This window comes from Ponticoccus litoralis (genome assembly GCF_039769985.1).
GTDB lineage: Bacteria > Pseudomonadota > Alphaproteobacteria > Rhodobacterales > Rhodobacteraceae > Ponticoccus > Ponticoccus litoralis.
Map to the genome: position 1 here is coordinate 3,287,621 of NZ_JBDNCH010000002.1, position 23,550 is coordinate 3,311,170.

A 23,550-nucleotide genomic window follows, 5' to 3' on the forward strand; every position below is an offset into this window, starting at 1 on the left:
ATGAGCGACAACAGACTGATCTATCTTCCCCTCGGCGGCGCCGGGGAAATCGGCATGAACTGCTACGTCTACGGCTACGGCAAACCGGGCGAAGAGCGCCTGATCGTCGTCGATATCGGCGTGACATTCCCGGACATGGACACCACACCGGGCGTCGACCTGATCATCCCCGACATCAGCTGGCTGAAAGAAAACCGCCACCGGATCGAGGCGGTGCTGATCACCCACGCGCATGAGGACCACGTCGGCGCCGTGGGCCACACCTTCGAACAGCTGGGCGCGCCGATCTACGCGCGGGCCTTCACCTCGAATATCGCGCGGCACAAGCTGGCGGAATACGGGGTCGAAGGGAAGGCCGTGCGCACCGTGTCGGCCTGGCCGGAAACCGTGACGCTGGGGCCCTTCACCGTGGGCTTCCTGCCGATCTCGCACTCGATCCCCGAAAGCTCGGGGCTGGTGATCGACAGCCCTGCGGGCCGCGTCATCCACACCGGCGACTTCAAGCTGGACCGCACGCCGCTGGTGGGCGAGGCTTGGGATCCCGAGCTTTGGGCCGAGGTGTCGAAGGACGGGGTGAAGGCGCTGGTCTGCGATTCGACCAACGTGTTCTCGCGCCATCCCGGCCGGTCCGAGGCGACTGTCGGCCCGGCGGTGGAAAAGCTGGTGGCCGAGGCAAAAAGCATGGTCGTGGCCACCACCTTCGCGTCGAACGTGGCGCGGGTGAAGACGCTGGCCGAGGCGGGCGACCGCGCGGGCCGGTCGATCTGCCTTCTGGGTCGCGCCATGCGGCGGATGATCGAGGCGGCGGTCGAGACCGGTGTCTTGTCGTCCTTCCCCAAGGTGATCGGACCCGAGGATGTGACCTCGATCCCGCGCGAAAACGTCATGCTGCTGGTCACCGGCAGCCGGGGCGAGCGCCGGGCCGCTTCGGCGCAGCTGGCGCGTGGCAAGTACAATGGCATCGAGCTGCAGGAGGGCGACCTCTTCCTGTTCTCCTCCAAGACCATCCCGGGCAACGAACGGGACGTGTTCCGCATCATGAACCAGCTGTCCGAAAAGGGCGTCGACGTGGTCGATGACGGCATGGGCGACTACCACGTCTCGGGCCACGCCAACCGAGCTGGACCTTGAGACCGTGCACGACGTGGTGCAGCCGCAGGTCGTGGTGCCCATGCACGGCGAACACCGGCACCTGCGCGAACACGCGCGCATCGCCTCTGCCAAGGGGCGCAAGGGGGTGCTGGCGGTCAACGGCATGATGATCGACCTTTCCGGCAACGAGCCCGGGGTGGTCGAATACATCGAGACCGGGCGCACCTACCTCGATGGCTCTGTGCAGATCGGCGCGCTGGACGGCATCGTACGCGACCGCATCCGCATGGCGCTGAACGGGCATGTGATCGTGACCGTGATCCTGGACGAGGACGACCAGCCGCTGGGCGAGCCCTGGTGCGAGACCATGGGCCTGCCCGAGATGGGGCGCAGCCATGCGCCGCTGGTCGACGTTCTGGAAGAGGATCTGTCGCAGTTCATGGGCCGGGCCGGGGACAAGACCCTGACCGACGACGACAAGCTGGAAGAGGGGCTGCGCCGCGTCACGCGCCAGAGCACCCTGAACGAGATCGGCAAGAAGCCCGAGGTCACCGTTGTCGTCAGCCGCCTGAGCTGAGCCGCGACGCAGGGCTGCCGAACCGCGCCGCCAGCGGGTAATAAGGGGCGGCGCGGACGGCCTGCGCCAGATCTGACTGCCCCCGGCGACGGGCGGACCTTCCTCCGCTGGATGCCGGGGTCTGTGCGCAGCCTATCGCTGCAAAGCCGGTGGCCGGGCCTGCGGAAGGACGCGGTGCGACCGACAGCCTTGCGCCCCGGGCCGAGGTGTCGCGGACCCTGCAGGGGCAGTCGAACCCCTCCTGACTGGCCTGCGCCCGGAGCGGGACGGGGCAGCGTACGAAGGCGCCAACGTAGGCGTCATGAAGCGTTCCCTGTCGCGGGGCAGGCCGCGTGGTGCAAGGCTTGCACGGCCTGTCTTAACAAATCGCGAAGTCTGACGCGGCTGGGGGAACTCGGGCCACGCGGGCCACGTTCCTTCTGTATCGCGTTTGTCGCGAAATGGACAAAAGGAGCAAGACCATGATCACGAAAGCCGGTTCCGCGAAATGGATGGGTGGCCTCAAGGACGGCAAGGGCACCGTCTCGACCGAAAGCACGGCTTTGAAGGATCAGCCCTACGGCTTCAACACCCGGTTCGAAGGGCAGGCGGGCACAAACCCCGAAGAACTGATCGCCGCCGCCCATGCCAGCTGCTTTTCCATGGCGCTGTCGATGATCCTGGGGCAAAGCGACCTGACCGCGGAAGAGATCTCGACGACGGCCAAGGTGTCGATGGACAAGGACGGTGAGGGGTTCGCCGTGAAGAAAAGTCACCTGACGGTGGCCGCCAAGGTCCCCGGTGCGTCGGAGGAAGACTTCATGAAGGCGGCAGAGGCGGCCAAGGCCGGCTGCCCGATCTCGAAGCTGCTGAACTGCGAGATCACGATGCAGGCCACGCTGGCCTGATGGTACGCGTAATCCCGGGCGCGTCGGGATGTTGGGTTCTACAATGGTAGCGATTGCCCGGCGCCGGGTGACGAGGGGACGCCCTTGGCGGCCCCTCCGACCTGTCAGGAGGCGCGACGCTCGTCGAAGCTGAGCGCGATGAACTCGGGCATGTGATCGCCCATGCCCACGACATTGCTGCCGCCGCCGCGGCGGTCGCCGCGCTCGGGCCGGTCATTGCGGACCGACCGGTCACCCCGATCTGCGCGCGGGCTGCGCTCGGGGCGGTCGTTGCGCGGCTCGTCCTTGCGGGACCGGCTGCGGGTGCGCGACCGCGAGCGGCTTTCGCCCTCGTCGCTGCGGGCCTCGGGCTTCTCTTCCGGTTCGGCGGCGGGCGCGGGGGCGCTCTTCACCGGGTTGTCGATACGCGGGATTTCCTTCTGGATCAGCTTTTCGACCGCTTCGAAATACTTCTCGTCGCGCGGCGTGCTGATGGTGAAGGCCTTGCCGGACCGTCCGGCGCGCCCGGTGCGTCCGATGCGGTGGACGTAGTCCTCGGCATGGCTGGGCACATCGAAATTGAAGACGTGGCTGACCGCCGGAATATCGAGGCCCCGCGCCGCCACGTCAGAGGCGATCAGCAGACGCACCTCGCCGTTGCGGAAGCCGTCGAGCGTCTTCATCCGGGTCGACTGGTCAAGGTCGCCATGAATCGGCGCGGCGTTATAGCCGTATTTCTTCAGCGACTTGGCGACCACGTCCACATCGACCTTGCGGTTGCAGAAGATGATCGCGTTGGTGCAGGCCTCGCCTTCCTGGTCGATCAGCGCGCGCAGCACATTGCGCTTTTCGGTGCCTTCGCGGTCGCGGCGCGACGGCTTGAAGACAACGGCGCCCTGTTCGATGGTCTCGGAGGCGGTGGCCTGGCGCGCCACCTCGATCCGTGCCGGGGCCGACAGGAAGGTATTGGTGATGCGCTCGATCTCGGGCGCCATGGTGGCCGAGAAGAACAGCGTCTGCCGGGTGAAGGGCGTCAGGCTGAAGATGCGCTCGATATCGGGGATGAACCCCATGTCGAGCATGCGGTCGGCTTCGTCGACCACCATGATCTCGATGCCGGTCAACAGCAGCTTGCCGCGCTCGAAATGGTCCAGCAGGCGACCGGGCGTGGCGATCAGCACGTCGACGCCCTTGTCGATCAGAATGTCTTGTTCCTTGAAGGACACGCCGCCGATCAGCAGCGCCTTCGTCAGCTTCACGTATTTGGAATAGGTGTCGAAGTTCTCGGCGACCTGCGCGGCCAGTTCGCGCGTGGGGCACAGCACAAGGCTGCGCGGCATCCGGGCGCGGGCGCGGCCACGGGCCAGCTTGCAGATCATCGGAAGGGTGAAGGAGGCGGTCTTGCCGGTGCCGGTCTGGGCGATCCCGAGAACGTCCTTGCCTTCGAGGGCATGGGGAATGGCGCCTGCCTGAATCGGCGTCGGCGTCTCGTATCCCGCCTCTTCGATGGCTTTCAGGACTTTGGGGCTGAGGTTCAGGTCAGAAAATTTTGTCATGTGTGTCCGTAGTTTGCGGACACTGGTGGCCTGGCCCGCACATCTGTCAGGGGGCGGACCCGGCTGGCCCGGCGTGAAGTCGCTTGATACCCCGTGGCGGCGCTATAGGGAAAAACCCCGGAAAGGTCAATCCGTGCGTGATCACAGCGCAGGCGCCGGGGCTAGGGTGCGTTTGAGGTGCTGTCCGGGGCCACCGGAACGCCGGGGAAGTGCTTGTCCCGGATCCCGTCAAGATCCATGCGGTGGCGGCGCAGCAGGCCGTGGCGGTCCAGCCGGGCGCAGAGGTCGGCGCCTGCGGTGCAGACCTCGTCGAAGAAGGCGCGCAGGGCGGGTTCGCCGCCGGTGTCCTCTATCATGGCAAAGAGGTCATGCAGGTTCACGGCCCCGTCGCGCCGGACCTGCGGCTTCAGCTCTGACCGGTAGGAACCGCGGGCCAGCCGGAAGCGGTAGGCGTCGATGAAATGCTGCCAGTCGGCGGCATGGAAATGGCCAAGCTCGATACCGGGAAGGGCCTGCTGCCACAGGTTGTCCTGTCCGTTCAGGCTGAGATTGTGGATCTTGATCTGCAGGCCGGGCGTGCCCGCGCGGAAGAACAGCTTGCCCGCGACATGGCTGAGAAAACCGCCGGACAGATGCGGGCCCCAGGTGGGAAAGCAGTCCTCTGCCGCCTCTTGCCGGGGACCCTGCGCAAGGTGGAAGGCCTTGAAGGCGGTCTCTCCCGGTGCCGTGCCGGAACCGGGCGCCAAGGCCTCGACCGGGCGCAGGCGGGCGCAGAGGCAATCCTCAGGCAGAGCGTGAAGATGTTCTGTTATCGGTTTGTCTGATAATAGAAATTCATCGATATCGATATGCGCCAGCCAGTCCGTTTCGGCCTTGCGATTGTTGGCGTGGCGCGCGTTCAGCCCCTGCCGTGCCTGATGCTTGTCGGGGCGACCCTTGCGCTTGGCCCACCAGGCGGCATCGGTGTGCCAGGCCCGGATTTTCGGGTGCGCCTTCAGCACGGCCAGCGTCTCTGGCGCGTCCTCGTCGAGGTAGAAGAACAGCCGGTGCGCGCCCTGTTCAAGATGCCAGGCGGCGAAGGTCAGGATCGTGCGCAGCGGCGCCTTCACGGTGGTCACGGTGCCCCATGTGGTCATGGCAGCGCCCCGTAGACCCGCCGGACCGCGCCGTCGAGGTCGAGGTCGCGGGTCAGCAGCATGCCGTGCGCCGACAGCGCCTCGCGCAGCCTCGGTGTATCGGCGCAGACCTCGTCGAAGAAGCTGCGCAGCGCTTCCTCGCCCTCTTCGGAGAGGAAGCGCAACAGCTCTGCCTGTCCCAGTTCGGGCCGGTCGGCGCGGGCGCGGTAGGATCCCTTTTCCTGACGGAATTTCAGGTGGTTGCGGAAATGCTCCCAGTTTGGCGCATGCAGGTGGGCAAGGTACAGCCCGGCGGGCTTGAAGCGGTTTGTGGCGTCTTCCCCCATGTGTTTCAGCGTGTGGATGCCCAGCCGCGTGTCGGCAATGCCGGTGCGGGCAAAGACCTTGCCCGAGGTATGCGACAGGAACCCGCCGTAGAGGTGCAGGCCGAAGGTCGGGTAGATATCCTGCAGCTGTGCCTTCTTCACGCCGGCCTGCTTGTGGGTCAGCTTGAAGTGGCGCGGGAGACCTTCGAGCAGGGCCAACGCCTCTGCCGGCGGCAGGCGGGTGATCGCGGTGCCGGGCGGGACGGCGGCAAGGGTCTCGGGCATCGGGCGGTCGGTCAGGATGAACTCGTCGACGTCGATGTGACCCAGCCAGTCGAGGTCTCCGGCGGAGGCGCGCAGGCTGCGGGTCGCATTGTGGGCCTGCCGAAGCTGGTGTGCCTCTGGCCTCTTCTTTCCCGTGTTTTCCCAATATGTTGCGTCGCATTGTGTAACCGTCACGCGAGGAACCTGCGTGAGGTAGCGCGCCGCGGCCTCATCGGGTTCGTCGAGGTAGAGGTGCAGAGCATGGGCGCCGAGGTCGAGATGGTAGGCGGCGAAGCGCGCGATGCGGTCGAGCGGCGCCTTGACGGTCGAGACGAGGCCCCAGCGCAGGGTGCGCGGGTCCAGCGGCGTGGCCGGAACCGGGGCGATGTTCGACCGGCGCGGCTTGGCGGCGGGGTCGTCCTTTTCGCGCCGGGTCTTGCGCTGGCTCATGACCCGCAGGCGCCGGAACAGCGTGTTGGGGTCGTGGATCAGCATGTCCAAGAGGTGATGCGCGAGCGGCTGGATGACGACGTCATCCTCGGCCTCTTGCCAGAGACGGCCCAGCAGGTTGACGTCGAGCCCGCCGTTCACAAGGCTGTAGCTGTTCATCTCCATCGGCAGGGTGCCGCGAATTTTCCCATCGAGAACAAAGGCCTTGTCCGAGGGGGTGCCGGAATAAAGCCGCTCTGTCTCGTAGAGTTTCATCATCCCGAAAAGCACGGTCAGCGCCAGCCCGACGGACCGCTGCACGGTGGTCGTGCCGTGGTCGCCGAAGGTGGTGATGGACGACACCAGCCAGCGCGGATCGAGCTCGGCCAGCAAATGCGCACCCTGTTCGGCCCAGAGGCGCTGGAACAGCACGGCGGCCTCGGGCGGAGCGCTGCGCTTGCGCAGGTGCGAGATCAGAAGCGCGTTGAGCGCGCAGAGGTCCGAGGCGCCGGTCAGCTCCTCGCGGATCTGGAAGGTCTTGCGATGCAGGGCGGATCGGAACGGCGGGGCATGGCGCGGATCTTCCCCGGGGGGCGTGATGCGGCTTTGCGTCAGCGGCCCGAGGTCGAGATCGGCGGGGGGCAGGCCCTCGTCCGCGCGGTGCTCGAAGGGGTCTCGGCGGCCTTCGTACTGGGCGATGACGGCATCCATGCCGCCCTTGTAGACCGGGGTTCTGCTCATAAGCGCATGATTGGCGAAGCCCGCGCGCCGGGGCAAGCGGGCATTTCATCCAAAGGGGCGCTGCGCGCGCAGGGGTCTCGTCGGGCGGCCCTTGGCCTTCTCCTCGGGTTGGCGCGCGGGGCGGGCGTTGCGGGCCTTTTCAAATCGCGCGGGGTTTGCCATGAAGCCTCATGACACAGACATCCTATACGGTTCAGGCCCGCGACGGGCAGGCGCGACTGGGCGTGATCCGCACCCCGCGCGGAGAGATTCGCACGCCGGCCTTCATGCCGGTGGGTACGGCGGCGACGGTGAAGGGCATGATGCCCGAAAGCGTGCGCGAGACCGGCGCGGATATCCTGCTGGGCAATACCTACCACCTGATGCTGCGGCCCGGTGCCGAGCGGATCGCGCGGCTGGGCGGGTTGCACCGCTTCATGAACTGGGAACGGCCGATCCTGACGGATTCGGGCGGGTTCGAGGTGATGAGCCTGGCCGACCTGCGCAAGCTGACCGAGGAAGGTGTGGCCTTCCGCAGCCATGTGGACGGGTCGAAGCACATGCTGACGCCCGAGCGCAGCATGGAGATCCAGCGGCTTCTGGGGTCGGATATCGTCATGGCCTTCGACGAATGCCCGGCCTTGCCCGCCGACCGGGGCCGGATCGCCGAGAGCATGGCGCTGTCGATGCGGTGGGCGGCGCGCTCGCGCGAGGCCTTTGGCGACCGAGCCGGGGCATATGCTGTTCGGCATCATGCAGGGTGGGCTGGAACGCGATCTGCGCGAGGAAAGCGCCAAGGCGCTGGTGTCCATCGGCTTCGACGGCTACGCGGTGGGCGGTCTTGCGGTCGGCGAAGGACAGGAGGCGATGTTCGCCTGTCTCGACTACGCGCCGGGGTTCCTGCCCGAGGACAAGCCGCGCTACCTGATGGGGGTGGGCAAGCCTCAGGACATCGTGGGGGCCGTGGCGCGCGGCATCGACATGATGGATTGCGTCCTGCCGTCCCGGTCGGGGCGCACCGGGCAGGCCTGGACCCGGCGGGGGCAGGTCAACCTGAAGAATGCCCGCCATGCGGACGATCCGAGGCCGCTGGACGAAGCCTGCACCTGCCCCTGCTGCCGGTCCTATTCGCGGGCCTACCTGCATCACGTCTATCGCACCGGAGAGATGATCGCGGGCATGCTGCTGACCTGGCACAACCTGCATTACTACCAGGAGCTGATGCAGGGCATGCGCGGCGCGATCGCCGAGGGCCGCTTTGCCGAATGGGAGGCGGGTTTCCAGCAGGTCTTCGAAGCCGGGGATATTCCGCCGCTCTGAGGGGCTTGCGACGGATGTGTCGAGGGGCTTTGCCCGGGCTTCCGCGCCGGGGGAGGCGCCGACCGGTTGGACGGGCTGTGGTGTTTGTGGGACCGGAGCTGTCGGACTGCCATGGTTGCGCGGCAGCTTCCGGCCATTGCCGGGCGGAGCGGCACAGCCGGGTTTCATGGGCTTGAGGCCCGGCGGAACCGGTCTGTTGCGCGGTGTTTCTGAAGGTGGTCAGCAAGGCGCCCCTTGGCGGCGGTCGGATTAGGTATTTGGACCAAGAAGAAGCTGCGGGCTGCGCGGAGCGGCTGTGACGGGCGTGCGGCGGGCCTGAGTATTCTCGCAGGGACAAAGCCCGGGCGCGCGCCTCAGGGCAGGAGGGACGCGAGGGTCCGGTGCAGGAGGGCCGTGCCGCCGGGGGTCCAGCCGAGGCTGGCGAGGCGGGCGCAGCGGAGTTGGCTGACCGCTGTGCTGGCCTTTGCGGGAAGCGGGTATGGGCAGGCGGTGAGGCGCTGGACCTCGGCGAGCAGGTCGTGGCGGTCGAGCAGGATGTCGGACAGGTGGACCGGGCCGGGCGTGGTTTCGGTCAGCAGCAGGCGGACGGCCTGGGCGAGGTCGGCGGTGTGGACCTCTGTGGCGCGGCGGGGCGCGATGGTCTTGCCAGCGCGGTAATCGGCGAAGAGGTCTTGCCATTTGTGCGCGCGGCCCGGGCCGTAGAGGCCGGTGGCGCGCAGGCTGAGGCCGGTGAGCGGGAGCGTCGCGAGGTGGGTCTCTGCCGCCAGCTTGGCCTGGCCGTAGAGGCTTTGCGGATCCGGTGCGCGGTCTTCGGGCAGGTCGGTGCCGGGGGGCAACCCGTCGAATACCGCCCGCGAGGAGAGGAAGATCACGCGTTTCACGCCCTGCCGTGCGGCGGCGTCGAAGAGGCGTTGGGTGCCGTCGCGGTTGGCGGTGAGAAAGCCCGTGGGGTCGTCGCCCTCGCCGCCGCGGTACTTGCCCGGAAGGTGCGAGAAGGCGGCGTGGATCAGGGTGTCGACGCCACCCGAGGTCCGGCGCGGAGCCGGTCAGGTCGAAGGGCCGGTGTGGCTTGCCGGGCAGGGGGCGACGGCCCAGCGTGAGGTCGGCAAGCGGGGTCAGGGCCTCTCCGGCGATGCCGGTGGCGCCGGTGAGGGCGATGAGGCCGGTCACGACGGGTCTTGCAGTTTGGCGAGGTCCGGCGTCTGACCGGCGGCATAGGCCCGCCAGAGGTCGACGAGGGGGCTCAGGCGGTCCAGCTTGGCATGCTCCTGCCAGGGCTTTTCGTACTGGTAATGGATGACCTTGACCGAGGGCCAGTGCCAGAGCTCGGGCAGGTTGAACCAGACATATTGCAGCATGTTGTAGTTGACCGGCAGGCCGTGCCAGTCGGGGAAGAAGCTTTCGAGGAAGGTCTGATCGGTTCGTTTCCAGAAGGCGCCGGGGGCGTCGAGGCGGGCCAGCATGGCCTCGAAGGTCCGGGCCGAGGGGCGGGCTGTGAAGACGCCGGAATTCAGGCGATGGAAGTCGCCGAGGCCCTCGTAGAGGTTGGGGGCGGCGCAGAATTCCGGGTAGTCGAAGAGCCGGTCGATATTGCGGATCGCCAGCGTGTCGGCGTCGAGGAAGACCACCCGGTCATAGGGCAGCTGCCAGAGCCGCAGCTTGCAGAAGTTGTCGAGCGGCGTGTGGAAGGCTGGCTTCTCGCCCTTGGTGAAGGGGTTGCGGCCATGGATCTGGTCCTTGGCATGGGCCGCGACGAAGGCGTCCGAGACCGGCAGGGGATCGACATATACAAGCTGTGCACCAAGCGCGCGCAGGGGCGCGAGATCGGCGTCCTGCACACCGCCTGTATGCAAGACGACTCGATCCGCCGTTGTGCCGGTGGTGGCAAGCGCGTGGAGCAGCGCCCTTGCCCCCAACGCGAAGTCCGCGTTGGTGACAAGGGTGACATAGGCGTTTCTCATGAGACGGCGCGCAGGGCCTTGGCTTCGGGGTCGTGCTCGACCGTCTTGGCGATGTCCTTGGTCCAGGCCGAGACGGCGGGCACCCGCGAGCGGTCGATGCGGTGGGCGTATTTCTTCGCCACGTCGACGACTTCCGACAGCAGGCCTTCGGCGAGGGTGGTCGGGTTCAGACCCAGTGCGAGGAACTGGTCGTTGTTCACGATCAGGTCGTTCTCGGGCGCTTCCTTGCGGGGGTTCGGCAGGTTGCGGACCTCTGCCCCGGCAAGCTCGGCCACCAGCGCGGCAAGGTCGCGGACACGGTGGGTTTCGGTCATCTGGTTGAAGATCTTCACCCGGTCGCCCTGCTGCGGCGCGTCACCCAGAGCCAGCTCGATGCAGCGCACCGGATCCTGGATGTGGATGAAGGCGCGGGTCTGGCCGCCGGTGCCGTGCACGGTCAGCGGGTAGCCGATGGCGGCCTGGATGAGGAAGCGGTTCAGCACGGTGCCGTAATCGCCGTCGTAGTCGAAGCGGTTGATCAGCTGCTCATGCCGACGGGTCTGGTCGGTGTGGGTGCCCCAGACGATGCCCTGATGCAGGTCGGTGATCCGGAGCCCGTCGTTCTGGGCGTAGAACTGGAAGAGGATCTGATCGAGGGACTTGGTCATGTGATAGACCGAGCCGGGCTTCGTCGGGTAGAGGATCTGCTGCTCTTTCGGGCCGGTGGGCGTGTCGATCTGAACGTCGAGGTAGCCCTCGGGGATCGGCGCGCCGACCGAGGAATAGCCGTAGACGCCCATGGTGCCGAGGTGGATCAGATGAGCCTCGGGGGCGGCCTCGACCATGGCGGCCAGCAGGTTGTGCGTGGCGCTGGTGTTGTTGTTCACCGTGTAGACCTTGTGGCGGTCGGTCTTCATCGAGTAGGGCGCGGCGCGCTGCTCGGCGAAGTGGATGATCGCGTCGGGGGCGTGCTCGGTGAGCCAGGCCTTGAGGCGCTCGTATTCCTTGGCGAGGTCGATCAGGTGGAAGCGGATGGTTTCGCCGGAGGTCTGTTTCCAGATGCGGCAGCGTTCACTGGATCGAGATCCATCGGCGTCAGGGACTGTACGCCGAGTTCGGTGTCGATCCAGCGGCGCGAGAGGTTGTCGAGGATATGGACCTCATGGCCGGCGTTCGAGAGGTGGAGGGCGGTGGGCCAGCCGACGAAGCCGTCGCCGCCGAGGATCGCGATGCGCATGGGGGTATCCTGTCCTGATGGTCTTCTCTGGAAGCGCGGTAGGCGCTTTCGGGTTCCCTGTAAAATGAAGGTTTTGCAAAGATTGATACAAGGGGTTTCGGGAAAATTGGCAGAAATCAGCCATCTTTTTCGTTATTGATCTGAAATTGATACATGTGTTGATCCCGATTTCACGGGGGTGGGGGAAATCCCGTGGACGGGATTGGCTCATTCCATGGATGGAATGAGGGTGCTTGCAGAGGCGACTGGCGACGACCGCGTTATGTGGATCGGCGCACCGCGACAGGCATCCCGTGGACGGGATGCGCCAATTCCATGGATGGAATTGGCGGCGTGGGGCGGGTGTGCCGGTTCGATCAGGGGCCGGGCATCCCGTGGACGGGATGCATCAATTCCATGGATGGAATTGGATCAGCGCAGGATGCGGACGGGCTCTGCGTTGCAGAAGATCACCGTCTGCCCGCCGTTCTGCACCGCGCGGAACCCCCGTCTGTTCAGCTCCATCAGGAAGCGGTCGCGGTAGACGATGCGTTCGATATCCCGGGTCTTGCGCCGGATCACACCGCCTTCCGAGACCGCGCGGGCGGAGAAGACCGTGCGCAGCCAGTCGTCGGGTCGGATATGATCGGGAACACCTGCCATGGCCGATCTTTGCCATGGCTTGGTTAATCCTTCCCTAACACCGCTCTCAGCTTTTGCGGCGGCGGCCCCGGCGTTCGCGCTGCGGGCCGTCGTCGTCGCCGGTGCCGTCGCTGTCCGAGGAAAACCCGCCGAGCGCCTCGGTGATCTGGTCCAGCGTCGGGCGCGGTCCCTTGGGCCGTGTCTCCAGCGCCTCGCGCATGGCCTTGAGGTGCACCGGCATCGTGCCGCAGCAGCCGCCGATGATCCGCGCGCCCGCGTCTCGTGCCAGGCAGGCGTAATCGGCCATCAGTTCCGGCGTGCCGTCGTAATGGATGTGGCCGTCGACGTATTTGGGGATGCCCGCATTGCCCTTGGCGATCACCGGGCGTTCGGTGCCCTGGGCGACGAAGCCCAGCACCGTGCGCAACAGGTCCGACGCGCCGACGCCGCAGTTGGCGCCGAAGGCGATGGGCGGATTGCCCAGCCCCTCGACCATCCTGACCATGTCGGCCGAGGTCACGCCCATCATCGTGCGCCCGGCGGTGTCGAAGCTCATGGTGCCGCACCGGGGCGCGCCCACATTGGCAAAGGCCTCGGCGGCGGCGCGGTATTCCTCGGGGGCCGAGATCGTCTCGACCCAGAGCACATCGGCGCCGCCGTCCATCAGGCCTCTTGCGGTCTCTTCGAACATCGCCACGGCGCTTTCGTGCGACAGCGTGCCGGCGGCGCCCATGATTTCCCCGGTCGGGCCGACGGAGCCCGCGACGATCACCTTGCGGCCAGCGGCCTCGGCGATCTCGCGGCCCAGTTCGGCGGCCAGCTTCGACAGGTCGTAGGCGCGATCGGCGGCATCATGCAGTTTCAGCCGCGAGGCATTGGCGCCGAAGGAGTTGGTCAGGAAAATGTCCGACCCGGCCTCGACCGCGCCGCGATAGAGCGCGCGGATCTTGTCGGGTTCCTGCTCGTTCCAGAATTCGGGCGCGTCCCCCGAGGACAGGCCCATATTGAAGAGGTTGGTCCCGGTGGCGCCGTCGGCCAGCAGCCAGTCGCGCGTTGAAAGCAGGTCGGTCAGTGCGTCGGTCATGAAATAGGCCCTCTTTCCCTCAATGGCGCAGGCGATAGCCGTTCTGTGGGGGCGGTGCAAATTGAATGCGCGTCAGTTCGCGTCATCCCTGCCGTCTTCGTCGCCGTCCACGTCCTCCGCGATCTGGTAGGCGCGGGTCATGCCCTGCGTCAGGCGGCCCCACTCTGAGCCCTCGGTGCGCAGCCGGTGCGCCTGCAGCGCGGGGCGGCCAAGGAAGCGTTCCGACACCGCGAAGCGCCCGGGGTCCGACACGCTTTCCATCACGTCGAAGGACAGGCAGCCGGGTTCGGCGCGGGTCAGGGCGATGTGTTCGGGCAGGGCGGCGCGGACCTCTTCGAGCCGGTCCAGCGGGACGGTCAGATATCCGGTCAGGGTCACGGCCACGGGCTCTACTCCAGCACCCAGTCGGGCAGGGTGTCCGCCCGTCCCAGCAGGGCGGAGATCCCGTAGGCGCTGCCGCGCAGGATGTTCAGGCCCCAGGCGGCGGTCTCGCGAAGCCGGTCGCGGGCCCAGTCATGGGCGCCGGTGTCGCCGCGCGGCGCGGCGCAGACCGGAGAGGGGCGGCCCGCCGCCAGAAACGACGCGGCCCCGCGCAGGGCGTGATAGGGTTCGGTCACGACCCGGATGGTGGCGTCTTCGGGCAGCATGGGCAAGGAAAAGAGGGCGTTCTGCAGCGTGGACTGAGAGCGGCCCTCCCGAGGACAGCGCGCTTTCCGGCACGCCGTGGTCCATGGCGTGCCGGGCCATGGTCTCGGCGATGGTGGTGCCGCCCACGGCGCCGCCGCCGCTGAGGTGGACCGCCGAGACAAGACCGCGCCGGTAAAGCTCGGCGCCCGCCTCGGTGCGGGTGGCGCTGTCGGGCGACAGGGTGCCGTCCTTGCGGATGCCGGCGCCCAGCACCAGCGCCACGTCGCGCGCGCCGGTGACAGAGGCGCAGGAGGGCACCACGAAGGCCGATCCGAAGCCCAGCACCGCACAGAGCAGCACATAGGCGAGGCAGAGGCGCAGCGGGAGCAGGATCACTCCCACTCGATGGTGCCGGGGGGCTTCGAGGTGACGTCGTAGGTGACGCGGTTGATGCCCTTGACCTCGTTGATGATCCGCGTCGCGGTCTCGCCAAGGAAGTCGTGGCTGAAGGGGTAGAAATCCGCCGTCATGCCGTCGACCGAGGTCACCGCGCGCAGGGCGCAGGCGTAGTCGTAGGTGCGTCCGTCGCCCATGACGCCGACGGTGCGGACGGGCAGGATGGCCACGAAGGCCTGCCAGATCTCGTCATAAAGCCCGTGCTTGCGGATCTGGTCGATATAGACCGCATCGGCCTTGCGCAGGATCTCCAGCTTTTCGCGAGTGATCTCGCCGGGGCAGCGGATCGCAAGACCCGGCCCGGGGAAGGGGTGGCGGTAGATGAAGCTGGCCGGAAGACCCAACTCGTGCCCCAGCGCGCGGACCTCGTCCTTGAACAGCTCGCGCAGCGGCTCGACCAGCTTGAGGCCCATCTTTTCCGGCAGGCCGCCGACGTTGTGGTGCGATTTGATCGTCACCGAGGGGCCGCCTGAGAAGCTGACCGACTCGATCACGTCCGGGTAGAGCGTCCCCTGCGCGAGGAACTGCGCGCCCTCGATCTGGTCGGCGTATTTCTGGAAGACGTCGATGAAGAGCCGCCCGATGATCTTGCGCTTGGTTTCGGGGTCGCTGACGCCGTCGAGCTCGCCGAGGAACAGCTCTTGCTCCTGCGCGTGGATGACACGCAGGTTCATGTGGTCGCGGAACATGCCCACGACTTCCTCGGCCTCGTTCAGGCGCAGGAGACCGTGGTCGACGAAGACGCAGGTCAGCTGGTCGCCAACCGCCTCGTGCAGCAGCGCCGCCGCAACCGAGGAATCGACGCCGCCGGAGAGCGCGCAGATGACCTTGGCGTCGCCCACCTGTTCGCGGATCTTGGCCACCGCCTCTTCGCGGTAGGCGCCCATGGTCCAGTCGCCCTTGAAGCCCGCCATGCGCACGAAGTTCTCGTAGAGCGTCGCTCCATTGGGCGTGTGATGCACCTCGGGGTGGAACTGCACGGCAAAGAAGCGGCGGTCGAGATCGGCGGTGATGGCGAAGGGGGCGCCCGGCGAGGTGCCGTAGACCGCGAAGCCCGGCGCGATCTCCGAGACGTGGTCGCCGTGGCTCATCCAGACCTGCTCGCGGCCCGAGCCGTCGAGGAACCAGCCGGTCAGCAGCTCGATCCGGTCGTCGGAGGGCACGACATAGGCGCGGTCGAACTCCGAGGTGCCTTCGCCCGCGACGACGCGGCCGCCGAGGTCCTGCATCATGACCTGCTGGCCGTAGCAGATCCCGAGGATCGGCACGCCGAGGTCGTAGACCGCCTGTGGCGGGCGCGGACTGCCCTCGCGGGTGACGCTGTCGGGCCCGCCCGAGAAGATCACGGCCTTGGGCGCGAAATCCGCGAGGAAGGCGTCGGTGACGTTCTGGTAGGGGTGGATTTCACAGTAGACGTTCAGCTCGCGCAGGCGGCGCGCAATCAGCTGCGTTACCTGAGAGCCGAAGTCGATGATCAGAAGGCGGTCATGCTGGGTCATGCTGGCGGAATAGGCCCAGCGGCGGGACTGCGCAAGAGGCGACGGCGCAGGCCCGCCGCTACGGCAGGGACGACAGGTGACGGCGGCGGCTGTGTGCCGCCGGTGGGTGGGCTGTTGCCCGGGGTGGCGCGGGCGGTCAGCGAGTGGGCGGCGCATCCCTGTCCGCCAGCGCACCGGCCCTGCGCTGCGCCGCGACGGCGCGGCGGAGGGCACGGTCCTGTTGGCGCTGGCGGCGACTGACGGACCACCCGCCGAGGATCCAGGTCAGGACGCAGGCGGCGATGGAGATGCCGAAAAGGAAAGCGCCGGCGAGAAAGCCGATCAGCGCCACGGCGATCCCGGCGGCAAGCACGGCGTAGAGGGCCCATTTGCCGGCGGATGTCTTAGAAAAGCCTGTCATGATCCGGTCTCCTTTCAGGCAAAACACCACCGGTGCGGCGCAAGTTCCGGGGGCCTCTGCGGGGTGCGGCAGGCGGCGGAGCATCCCGTGGACGGGATGCGACAAATCCATGGATGGATTTGGGTGCGAGGCGGTATGACGGGTTCGCCTGTGCTGCGGGGTGTGATGCGTGGCTGATGGCGGGGGCATCCCGTGGACGGGATGCGGGAAATCCATGGATGGATTTCTGTGCTGTTGCCGGAGCCGGGGCCGTGCCCGTCTGGCCCGCTTTGTGCCGCTTAGCCCATGCCTGATCCGCCATTGCCGCGGCGGCGGGCGCGGGCATTGTCCCGGCGCCAGCTCCAGTAGGCCATGCCCGACCACCACAGGATGTAGAGGCCGCCCACGGCGATCACCACCCAGCCCGGCAGCGGTCCGACGGCGGAGCGCTCCAGCGCCTGCCCCCAGGTCTCGACCGGCGTCGGGTGGACGGCGACCTTGCCGGCAAAGGCCACGGTCTGGATCAGCAGGATCCACAGGTAGTTGCGCCGGATGCGGCGCCCCATCGCCGAGGCGAAGCTGACGTGGTACTCGGGGCGCAGGTAGTCCTTCGCCAGCACCTCCTGCCAGTTCTCTTCGAGATGAAGGTCGCCCTCCAGCAGCATGGGGGCGTAGAAATGCGTTTCCATCCAGCGGCAGCGCGCGCGCCAGACGTTGAAATAGCGGTAGCGCCGGGCCTCGAGCACCAGGAAGAAGACGATCAGCACGCCGACCAGCACCAGAGGCAGCGGCGAGGCCTCGGGCGAGGCAAAGGAGATCGACAGCGCCACGCCCAGCGTGACCACAGACCAGTTGGTCGTGGTGTCCAGCCGCGTGCGCCAGATCGTGCTGCGATAAACCTCGCCGCGGTACAGATGCGCCACGGCGCCGATTTCCGCCGTGGTGAACCGTTCGCGTTCCTCTTCGGCCACGGTCCGTCCTCCCTGTGGCCAGCCTAGCCGCCCGCCGTGGCCCTTGCCAAGTCGGGCCAGCCGTCCGGGATGTCGCTTTTGCCCCGCGCCTGCCGGAATTCGTCGATGCGCTTCGGGGCAGAGGCGCTAGAAACGGACAGCGGGGCGCCACTGGGCGCCTCCGCCACGATTCAGCGAGGACGAGGGGCCATGGCAGAAGCAGCAGTGCGCAGACGGGGCAGGGGCGGCGGCGGTGCCGCGCGCCGGGCCGAGCGAACCTCGACCGCGATCGAGACCGCGCGCTACATCGAGCGCAATATCGCCAACTTCGAGCTGCTGGACGAAGAGGCGCTGGCGCTGATCGAGGATCACGCCGAGCAGGTCCTGCAGGAGATCGGCGTCAATTTCGTCAACAATCCCGCCGCGCTGCAGCGGTGGCGCGACGCGGGCGCCGATGTCGAGGGCGAGCGGGTGCGCATCCCGCGCGGTCTTGCGCGGCAGCTTTGTGCCACGGCCCCCGCGACCTTCACCCAGCACGCCCGCAACCCGGCGCGCAACGTCGAGATCGGCGGGCGCAACCTGGTTCTGGCACCGGTCTACGGCCCGCCCTTCGTGCGCGATCTCGACGGCGGGCGGCGCTATGCCACCATCGAGGATTTCCGCAAGTTCGTGAAGCTGGGGCAGATGTCCAAGTGGCTGCACCATTCCGGCGGCACGGTCTGCGAACCCACCGACATCCCGGTGTCCAAGCGCCACCTCGACATGCTGCACGCCCATATGACCCTGTCGGACAAGCCCTTCATGGGCTCGGTCACCGAACCCAGCCGGGCGCAGGACAGCGTCGACATGTGCGGGGTGCTGTTCGGGCAGGACTTCGTGCGCGACAACACGGTGATGACCTCGCTCATCAACATCAACTCGCCGCTGACCTTCGACGACGTGATGATGGGCGCGCTGGAAGTCTATGCCGCGAACATGCAGGCCTGCATCGTCTCGCCCTTCATCGTCGGCGGCGCCATGGCGCCGGTCTCGGTGGCGGGGACGCTGGTGCAGGTGCTGGCCGAGGTGCTGGCGGGCGTGGCCTATTCGCAGCTTGTGCGGCCCGGCGCGCCGGTGATCTTCGGCGCCTTCGTGACCTCGATCGACATGAACTCGGGCGCGCCCACTTTCGGCACCCCCGAGGCCAGCCAGATCACCTATGGCGCCGGGCAACTGGCGCGGCGACTGGGGCTGCCCTTCCGCTCGGCGGGATCGTTCTGCGGATCGAAGCTGCCGGACGCGCAGGCCGCCTACGAGACTGCGAATTCGCTGAACATGGGCCTTCTGTCGGGCGTCAACTTCATGCTGCACGCCTGCGGCTGGCTGGAAGGGGGCCTTGTGGCTTCTTTCGAGAAGTTTGTGATGGACGCCGACCAGCTTGGCGCGCTGCACAAGATGGCCGAGGGTGTGCGCGTCGACGCCGACACGCTGGCGATGGACGCGATCCGCGAGGTCGGTCCGGGCGGCCACTACCTTGGCTGCGCGCATACGCAGGCCAATTTCAAGACGGCCTTCTGGCGCTCGGACCTGCTGGACTACAAGCCCTTCGAGACATGGGCGGAAGACGGTGGCCGCGATACCGTCGTGCTGGCGCAGGCGCGGGTCGCGAAGCTTCTGGACAGCTACCAGCAGCCGGCCATGGACCCGGCCACCGCAGAGGCGCTTCAGGCCTATGTGGCGAAGCGCAAGGAAGAGCTTCCGGACGCCTTCGCCTGACCCCTCGCCCGGGGCATTCGTCCCGGGCCGACGACCCGCGCGGGTTTGGACGGCCGTCCGGCGCGGTATCTGGCTGTCCGGCGCTCAGCCAGCGTCGCTCAGGATGCGGGCCTCGCCCATCATGGCGGTCAGAACCTCGACATGGCGGCTGACCGAATAGGCGGCATCATCGCCCCGGCGGCAGTCGTCGAGCAGGGCCTCGATCTCGATCAGCTTCATCAGCGCGGCACCGGGGCGGGGCAGGGATCCCTGCCCGAGCAGGCGGTGCAGCTGCGGGGTGCGCCGGTAGTCCTCGGCCCCGATGCGGGCGGCGCGGATCAACAGTCGCGGGCGGCGCATTTCGGTCAACAGTCCCAGAACATCCTTCATGGGGGAACCCTCTCGTTAGGCGGATGGGTCAAGCTTAGGCACATCCGAAGCGGGTGTTGCGCAGGCGCCGACACCGCGCGCGAGCGATTCAGGAATCGTTATTCTTTCTTAGGTTTCGTCAACAATGACGCGTTTTAAGGGGTCTTTGTTAACGAATAGGTAACTGGCACACGCGAAGGTTGCGTCCCGCGGCTTGTGGATAAAGCTGTGGAAAACTTCCGGGACGGAGGGACGTCATGATGGACACAGGTGTGAAGCCGCCATGGAACCGCTTGCCGGAATGGGTTCCCGATGCGGCGCGCGTCTACCTTGCTCATACCGAGCAGGGGCAATCGATCCGGGCGCTGGCGCGGCAGGCGGGGTGCCATGCCTCGACCGTGCTGCGGCAGGTGCGCAGGATCGAGACGCGGCGCGACGATCCCCTGATAGACGCGGCGCTCAGCAGCCTCGGCGTGGCGCGGGCGTCGGCCATGGATCGAATGACCAGAAAGGACAGGGATCCGATGAATGCTGCCAATCAACACCCGGCACCGCCGGACGCACTGACACTGGCGCGCGAGGCGCGGCAGATCCTCAGGCGCCTGTGTGAAAGCGGGGCGGTGCTGGCCGTCGCCGCCGAGATGGACAAGGCCGTGGTGGTGCGCGACACCGGCGACGGCGGCAGCGCCCGGACCGGGGTGGTCGATGTGGCCGTGGCCGAGGCCATGGCGCTGAAGGGCTGGATCGCCTGCGATCAGCCGGCGCGGATCTCGCGCTACCGGGTGACGGCGTCAGGGCGGGCGGCGCTGAACCGCCTGGTGGCGGAGCAGGAAAACAAGGTCCGGGGTTTCGCCGAGGCGCAGGCCGGGTTCGAGACCGGTCGCGCCGCCGAGGCCGGGCTGGACGCGGTCGAGCGCGATCCGCGCGCCCGCAAGAGCCGCTACGTGCTGGCCGAAAGCCCACTGACGGCGCTGGGGCGGCGGCGCGACAAGGAGGGCATGCCGTTCCTGACAGAGCCGCTGATCGCCGCGGGCGAGCGCCTGCGCGAGGATTACGAGCTGGCGCAGCTGGGGCCGCGCAGCGTGCAAAGCTGGGACCGCTACGTGCAGGAGGCCCCGGTCGAGATCGCCGAGGGCGCGGAGGCCAATCCGGCGCAGGCGCGTCTGCGCGCCGCGCTGCGCGATCTGGGGCCGGGTTTGGGGGACGTGGCGCTGCGCTGCTGCTGCTACCTCGAAGGGCTGGAAACCACCGAAAAGCGGCTGGGCTGGTCGGCGCGTTCGGGCAAGGTGGTGCTGCGGATCGCGCTGCAACGGCTGCGGCGGCATTACGACGCGATGTCCCGGCAGGGCGGAGATTTCCTCGGCTGAGGATTGGGTTGTCCCAGAGCGGACCGCGCTTTGTAGCCTTGCAGCGTTGGCGCGCGGACGCAGGCCAAAGGCCGAGCGCGGCAGCCCGGCGCATTCCGACTGACACCGGAGGTCCGAAGGAAAACGCCCCCGCAGTTGCCTGCGAGGGTGGTCAGTCTTCGGTGCGGTGGCGTCACCTCATCAGAACGGCGCGATCACGTCATCAGAGTGAAGCGCTCACTCCGCCGCCTTGGCGGGCGTGTCCGGTGTCACCGGCAGGGCGGGCGCGCTTTCGGCGGCTTCCCGGACACCCCTGGCGTAGTCCGGATGCACGCGCTCCAGCACCGCGTACCAGCGTTCCTTGACCGCGTCCGAGCAGGGACCCATGGCGCCGGCCATGTTCTGGTGCAGGCGCTTGCGCGCGTCGTCGTCCAGAACCTCCAGATACAGCGCGCGGGGCTGGACGAAATCGTCCTCCGTGACCTCTTGCGGATAGCGATAGGCCTCTGCGTCGATCTTCAGCGGCGGCTCCTGCACCGAGGGGTCGGCGCGCGGCGCGTCCTCGTACTGGTTGGGCTCGTAATAGGCATCCGGGTTGCCGGTGTCGTTCCGGAAAAAGCGCATCGCGCCGTCCTTGTGGTAATGCGCGACCGGGGCCTTGGGGGCGTTGGCGGGCAGCGCCTCGTAATGCGTGCCAAGGCGGTAGCGGTGCGCATCGGCGTAGGAGAAGATCCGCGCCTGAAGCATCTTGTCGGGGCTGAAGCCGATCCCCGGCACCACGTTCGACGGCGAATAGGCGGCGTTCTCGACCATCTGGAAGTAGTTCTCGGGCAGGGTGTGCATCTCCAGCTCGCCGACCTCGATCAGCGGGTAGTCGGCATGCGGCCAGACCTTCGTCAGGTCGAAGGGGTTGAAGGGAAACCTGTCTTCCTCGCCTTCCTTCATGACCTGAATGAAGAGCGTCCACTTCGGGAACCTGCCTTCGGAGATCATGGTCCAGAGGTCCTCCTGAAAGCTCTCCCGGGTCTCGCCGATCAACTTTTTGGCCTCCTCGTTGGTGTGGTTCTCGATGGGCTGCTGGCAGCGGAAGTGGAACTTCACCCAGTGCCGCTCTCCGGCCTCGTTCCACATGCTGAACGTGTGCGAGCCATAGCCGTGCATATGCGCTGGGTTCTTCGGAATGCCCCGGTCGGACATCAGGATCGTCACCTGATGCACCGATTCCGGCTGGCCCGCCCAGAAGTCGAACATCGCCTCGGGCGAGCGCAGGTTGGTCTGGGGGTGGCGTTTCTGCGTGCGGATGAAGTCGGGGAACTTGTAGGCGTCGCGGACGAAGAAGATGGGGGTGTTGTTGCCCACCATGTCCCAGTTGCCTTCTTCGGTGTAGAATTTCAGGCTGAAGCCGCGCACGTCGCGTTCGGCATCCGCCGCGCCCTGTTCCCCCGCCACGGTGGACCAGCGCGACAGCACCTCGGTCTGCTTGCCGATCTCGCTGAAGAGCTTCGCGCGGGTGTATTTCGTGATGTCATGGGTGACGGTGAAGGTGCCCTGAAGGCCCCAGCCCTTGGCGTGGACCGCGCGCTCTGGGATGCGCTCGCGGTTCTGATGGGCGAGTTTCTCGATGAGCTGGTAGTCTTCCAGCAGCACCGGGCCGCGGGCGCCCGCGGTCTTCGACGTCTCGTTGGTGGGGACCGGCGCGCCGGCGCTTGTCGTCTGCCGTTTCGACATGGGGGATGCTCCTTTGTGCTGCCGGGAAAATGCGGGGGTGAATCGATAGGTTCCATTGAAAGAACCTGTCGGAGCGATAGGGAAATCCTTTGCCTCGCCCGCCTGTCGGCAGGCGACCGGGTGGGGGCTTTGCCCCCGCTCGCTGCGCTCGCCCCCCCAAGGTATTTGGGGACCAAAGAAGCGGGGGGCGCGGCTTTTGCGGGGTTTGCGCGGCATGCATGGCGCTGCGTCATCCGGGGCACTGGCTTTTTCGCGGGCGGGGGGTTACCTAGACACAAAGACCGGAGCCCGAGAAAGGCCGCCATCCCATGCGCGATCTCAAGATCCCCGAGGAACGCCACCCCGAGAAGGCCCACCGCAAGGACAATGCCCAGCCGAAGAAGCCGGACTGGATCCGGGTGAAGGCGCCCGGCGGCAAGGGCTATGCCGAGACGCGGCGGATCATGCAGGACAACAACCTGGTGACCGTCTGCCAGGAGGCGGGCTGCCCCAATGTCGGCGAATGCTGGAGCCGAGGGCCACGCGACCATGATGATCATGGGCGAGATCTGTACGCGCGGCTGCACCTTCTGCAATGTCGCCACCGGGCGGCCCGATACGCTGGATGTCTTCGAGCCGGGGCGGGTGGCCGATGCGGTGCAGAAGCTGGGGCTGAACCATGTCGTGATCACGAGCGTCGACCGCGACGACCTGGAGGACGGCGGGGCGGAGCATTTCGCCCAGACCATCCGCGCCGTGCGGCATCGCGCGCCGGGCACGACCATCGAGATCCTGACGCCCGACTTCCTGAAATGCGGGCCGGAGGCGCTGGAGATCGTGGTGGCCGCCAAGCCGGATGTCTTCAACCACAACCTCGAGACCGTGCCGGGGCTGTACCCCGAGGTGCGGCCCGGGGCGCGGTATTTCCATTCGCTGCGCCTGTTGCAGCGGGTGAAGGAACTGGATCCGCATATCTTCACCAAGTCGGGCATTATGGTCGGCCTCGGCGAGGACGCGCAGTCGGTGCGGCAGGTCATGGACGACATGCGCGCGGCGGACGTGGATTTCCTGACCATCGGCCAGTACCTGCAACCGACGCCCAAGCACCACAGGGTGGACCGCTTTGTGCATCCCGACGAGTTCGCGGCTTATGAGAAGGCAGCCTATGGCAAGGGCTTCCTGATGGTCTCTGCCACGCCGCTGACGCGGTCGAGCTACCACGCGGGCGACGATTTCGCCCGGCTGCGGGACGCGCGCGAGGCGAAGCTGGCCAAGGCCTGACCGCAGCAGGCCGCCCGGCTTTTCCGGGACGCTTCGGGGGCGGCTGATCCGGCTG

The 23,550-nt window shown here is 67.2% G+C and carries 17 protein-coding genes and 5 pseudogenes; 6 read left to right on the forward strand and 16 right to left on the reverse strand.

The annotated features are described in order from the left end of the window. Both ABFB10_RS17355 and ABFB10_RS17360 read left to right on the forward strand, forming a co-directional pair. Positions 1-1,669, forward strand: a pseudogene (locus ABFB10_RS17355) (ribonuclease J). Positions 1,670-2,130: 461 nt separating this feature from the next. Then, the gene (locus ABFB10_RS17360; protein WP_347167455.1) at positions 2,131-2,556 is read left to right on the forward strand and encodes an OsmC family protein; all 426 of its coding nucleotides are present in this window, start codon (positions 2,131-2,133) and stop codon (positions 2,554-2,556) included. A 104-nt stretch (positions 2,557-2,660) separates the two neighbouring features. On the opposite strand, the gene ABFB10_RS17365 is transcribed toward ABFB10_RS17360, so the two are convergent. The 3 genes from ABFB10_RS17365 to ABFB10_RS17375 all read right to left on the reverse strand — a co-directional run bounded on the left by ABFB10_RS17365 (position 2,661) and on the right by ABFB10_RS17375 (position 6,966). After that, positions 2,661-4,091, reverse strand: a complete 1,431-nt coding sequence (locus tag ABFB10_RS17365; RefSeq protein ID WP_347167456.1) for a DEAD/DEAH box helicase — start codon at positions 4,089-4,091, stop codon at positions 2,661-2,663. Between the two features lie 161 nt (positions 4,092-4,252). After that, entirely contained in the window at positions 4,253-5,227 is a 975-nt protein-coding gene (locus ABFB10_RS17370; RefSeq protein ID WP_347167457.1) for a glycosyltransferase family 2 protein, read from the reverse strand. Continuing rightward, positions 5,224-6,966: a glycosyltransferase family 2 protein gene (locus tag ABFB10_RS17375; protein ID WP_347167458.1), complete on the reverse strand. Its 1,743-nt coding sequence runs from the start codon at positions 6,964-6,966 to the stop codon at positions 5,224-5,226. Before ABFB10_RS17375 ends, ABFB10_RS17370 begins: the two co-directional genes overlap by 4 nt. 170 nt (positions 6,967-7,136) lie before the next feature. Here ABFB10_RS17375 and tgt point away from each other — a divergent pair. Beyond that, positions 7,137-8,172, forward strand: a pseudogene (tgt, locus tag ABFB10_RS17380) (tRNA guanosine(34) transglycosylase Tgt); the annotation flags it as partial. Between the two features lie 446 nt (positions 8,173-8,618). On the opposite strand, the gene ABFB10_RS17385 reads toward tgt, so the two are convergent. The 11 genes and pseudogenes from ABFB10_RS17385 to ABFB10_RS17430 form a co-directional block, all read right to left on the reverse strand. After that, the gene (locus tag ABFB10_RS17385) at positions 8,619-9,275 is read right to left on the reverse strand and encodes an NAD-dependent epimerase/dehydratase family protein (RefSeq protein ID WP_347168052.1); all 657 of its coding nucleotides are present in this window, start codon (positions 9,273-9,275) and stop codon (positions 8,619-8,621) included. A 156-nt stretch (positions 9,276-9,431) separates the two neighbouring features. After that, on the reverse strand, positions 9,432-10,226 hold the full coding sequence (locus ABFB10_RS17390; RefSeq protein WP_347167459.1) for a glycosyltransferase: 795 nt from the start codon (positions 10,224-10,226) through the stop codon (positions 9,432-9,434). Next, positions 10,223-11,442, reverse strand: a pseudogene (locus tag ABFB10_RS17395) (NAD-dependent epimerase/dehydratase family protein). The gene ABFB10_RS17390 and the pseudogene ABFB10_RS17395 overlap by 4 nt, the downstream one beginning before the upstream one ends. 411 nt (positions 11,443-11,853) lie before the next feature. Further along, a complete protein-coding gene (locus ABFB10_RS17400; RefSeq protein WP_347167460.1) occupies positions 11,854-12,084 on the reverse strand; it encodes an N-(5'-phosphoribosyl)anthranilate isomerase in 231 nt (76 codons plus the stop codon). Positions 12,085-12,130: 46 nt separating this feature from the next. Then, on the reverse strand, positions 12,131-13,147 hold the full coding sequence (gene bmt, locus ABFB10_RS17405; RefSeq protein WP_347167461.1) for a betaine--homocysteine S-methyltransferase: 1,017 nt from the start codon (positions 13,145-13,147) through the stop codon (positions 12,131-12,133). A gap of 72 nt (positions 13,148-13,219) precedes the next feature. Next, positions 13,220-13,531, reverse strand: a complete 312-nt coding sequence (locus ABFB10_RS17410; protein WP_347167462.1) for a putative quinol monooxygenase — start codon at positions 13,529-13,531, stop codon at positions 13,220-13,222. A 5-nt stretch (positions 13,532-13,536) separates the two neighbouring features. Then, entirely contained in the window at positions 13,537-13,794 is a 258-nt protein-coding gene (locus ABFB10_RS24245; protein ID WP_430523029.1) for a YdcF family protein, read from the reverse strand. Between the two features lie 70 nt (positions 13,795-13,864). Continuing rightward, positions 13,865-14,176: pseudogene (locus tag ABFB10_RS24250) on the reverse strand (ElyC/SanA/YdcF family protein); the annotation flags it as partial. Beyond that, positions 14,167-15,729: a glutamine-hydrolyzing GMP synthase gene (gene guaA, locus ABFB10_RS17420; protein ID WP_347167464.1), complete on the reverse strand. Its 1,563-nt coding sequence runs from the start codon at positions 15,727-15,729 to the stop codon at positions 14,167-14,169. The gene guaA and the pseudogene ABFB10_RS24250, both read right to left, overlap by 10 nt. A 136-nt stretch (positions 15,730-15,865) precedes the next feature. Further along, positions 15,866-16,129 (reverse strand): hypothetical protein, encoded by a 264-nt coding sequence (locus ABFB10_RS17425; protein ID WP_347167465.1) that lies wholly within the window; start codon positions 16,127-16,129, stop codon positions 15,866-15,868. Between the two features lie 278 nt (positions 16,130-16,407). Beyond that, complete coding sequence (locus ABFB10_RS17430; protein ID WP_347167466.1) at positions 16,408-17,079, reverse strand: DUF2270 domain-containing protein; 672 nt, start codon at positions 17,077-17,079, stop codon at positions 16,408-16,410. 189 nt (positions 17,080-17,268) lie between these two features. Here ABFB10_RS17430 and ABFB10_RS17435 point away from each other — a divergent pair, with 189 nt between their 5' ends. After that, positions 17,269-18,813 (forward strand): trimethylamine methyltransferase family protein, encoded by a 1,545-nt coding sequence (locus ABFB10_RS17435; protein WP_347167467.1) that lies wholly within the window; start codon positions 17,269-17,271, stop codon positions 18,811-18,813. An 84-nt stretch (positions 18,814-18,897) separates the two neighbouring features. Here the strand turns inward: ABFB10_RS17435 and ABFB10_RS17440 are convergent, their stop codons facing one another. Beyond that, a complete protein-coding gene (locus tag ABFB10_RS17440; protein WP_347167468.1) occupies positions 18,898-19,182 on the reverse strand; it encodes a DUF6477 family protein in 285 nt (94 codons plus the stop codon). 236 nt (positions 19,183-19,418) lie between these two features. Here ABFB10_RS17440 and ABFB10_RS17445 point away from each other — a divergent pair, with 236 nt between their 5' ends. Further along, positions 19,419-20,528: a DUF6456 domain-containing protein gene (locus tag ABFB10_RS17445; protein WP_347167469.1), complete on the forward strand. Its 1,110-nt coding sequence runs from the start codon at positions 19,419-19,421 to the stop codon at positions 20,526-20,528. A gap of 216 nt (positions 20,529-20,744) precedes the next feature. On the opposite strand, the gene ABFB10_RS17450 is transcribed toward ABFB10_RS17445, so the two are convergent. Further along, the gene (locus ABFB10_RS17450) at positions 20,745-22,235 is read right to left on the reverse strand and encodes a catalase (RefSeq protein ID WP_347167470.1); all 1,491 of its coding nucleotides are present in this window, start codon (positions 22,233-22,235) and stop codon (positions 20,745-20,747) included. Between the two features lie 308 nt (positions 22,236-22,543). On the opposite strand from ABFB10_RS17450, the pseudogene lipA reads away from it, so the two are divergent. Further along, a pseudogene (gene lipA, locus ABFB10_RS17455) lies at positions 22,544-23,495 on the forward strand (lipoyl synthase). Positions 23,496-23,550 lie beyond the last annotated feature (55 nt).

Excerpts from the sequence above, each read along its gene's own strand:
- ABFB10_RS17450 (WP_347167470.1), bottom strand. The coding sequence starts at position 22,235 with ATGTCGAAACGGCAGACGACAAGCGCCGGCGCGCCGGTCCCCACCAAC.
- ABFB10_RS17445 (WP_347167469.1), top strand. The coding sequence starts at position 19,419 with ATGATGGACACAGGTGTGAAGCCGCCATGGAACCGCTTGCCGGAATGG.
- ABFB10_RS17440 (WP_347167468.1), bottom strand. The coding sequence starts at position 19,182 with ATGAAGGATGTTCTGGGACTGTTGACCGAAATGCGCCGCCCGCGACTG.
- ABFB10_RS24245 (WP_430523029.1), bottom strand. The coding sequence starts at position 13,794 with ATGCTGCCCGAAGACGCCACCATCCGGGTCGTGACCGAACCCTATCAC.
- guaA (WP_347167464.1), bottom strand. The coding sequence starts at position 15,729 with ATGACCCAGCATGACCGCCTTCTGATCATCGACTTCGGCTCTCAGGTA.
- ABFB10_RS17365 (WP_347167456.1), bottom strand. The coding sequence starts at position 4,091 with ATGACAAAATTTTCTGACCTGAACCTCAGCCCCAAAGTCCTGAAAGCC.
- ABFB10_RS17425 (WP_347167465.1), bottom strand. The coding sequence starts at position 16,129 with ATGACAGGCTTTTCTAAGACATCCGCCGGCAAATGGGCCCTCTACGCC.
- ABFB10_RS17370 (WP_347167457.1), bottom strand. The coding sequence starts at position 5,227 with ATGACCACATGGGGCACCGTGACCACCGTGAAGGCGCCGCTGCGCACG.
- ABFB10_RS17435 (WP_347167467.1), top strand. The coding sequence starts at position 17,269 with ATGGCAGAAGCAGCAGTGCGCAGACGGGGCAGGGGCGGCGGCGGTGCC.
- ABFB10_RS17390 (WP_347167459.1), bottom strand. The coding sequence starts at position 10,226 with ATGAGAAACGCCTATGTCACCCTTGTCACCAACGCGGACTTCGCGTTG.
- ABFB10_RS17400 (WP_347167460.1), bottom strand. The coding sequence starts at position 12,084 with ATGGCAGGTGTTCCCGATCATATCCGACCCGACGACTGGCTGCGCACG.
- bmt (WP_347167461.1), bottom strand. The coding sequence starts at position 13,147 with ATGACCGACGCACTGACCGACCTGCTTTCAACGCGCGACTGGCTGCTG.
- ABFB10_RS17360 (WP_347167455.1), top strand. The coding sequence starts at position 2,131 with ATGATCACGAAAGCCGGTTCCGCGAAATGGATGGGTGGCCTCAAGGAC.
- ABFB10_RS17375 (WP_347167458.1), bottom strand. The coding sequence starts at position 6,966 with ATGAGCAGAACCCCGGTCTACAAGGGCGGCATGGATGCCGTCATCGCC.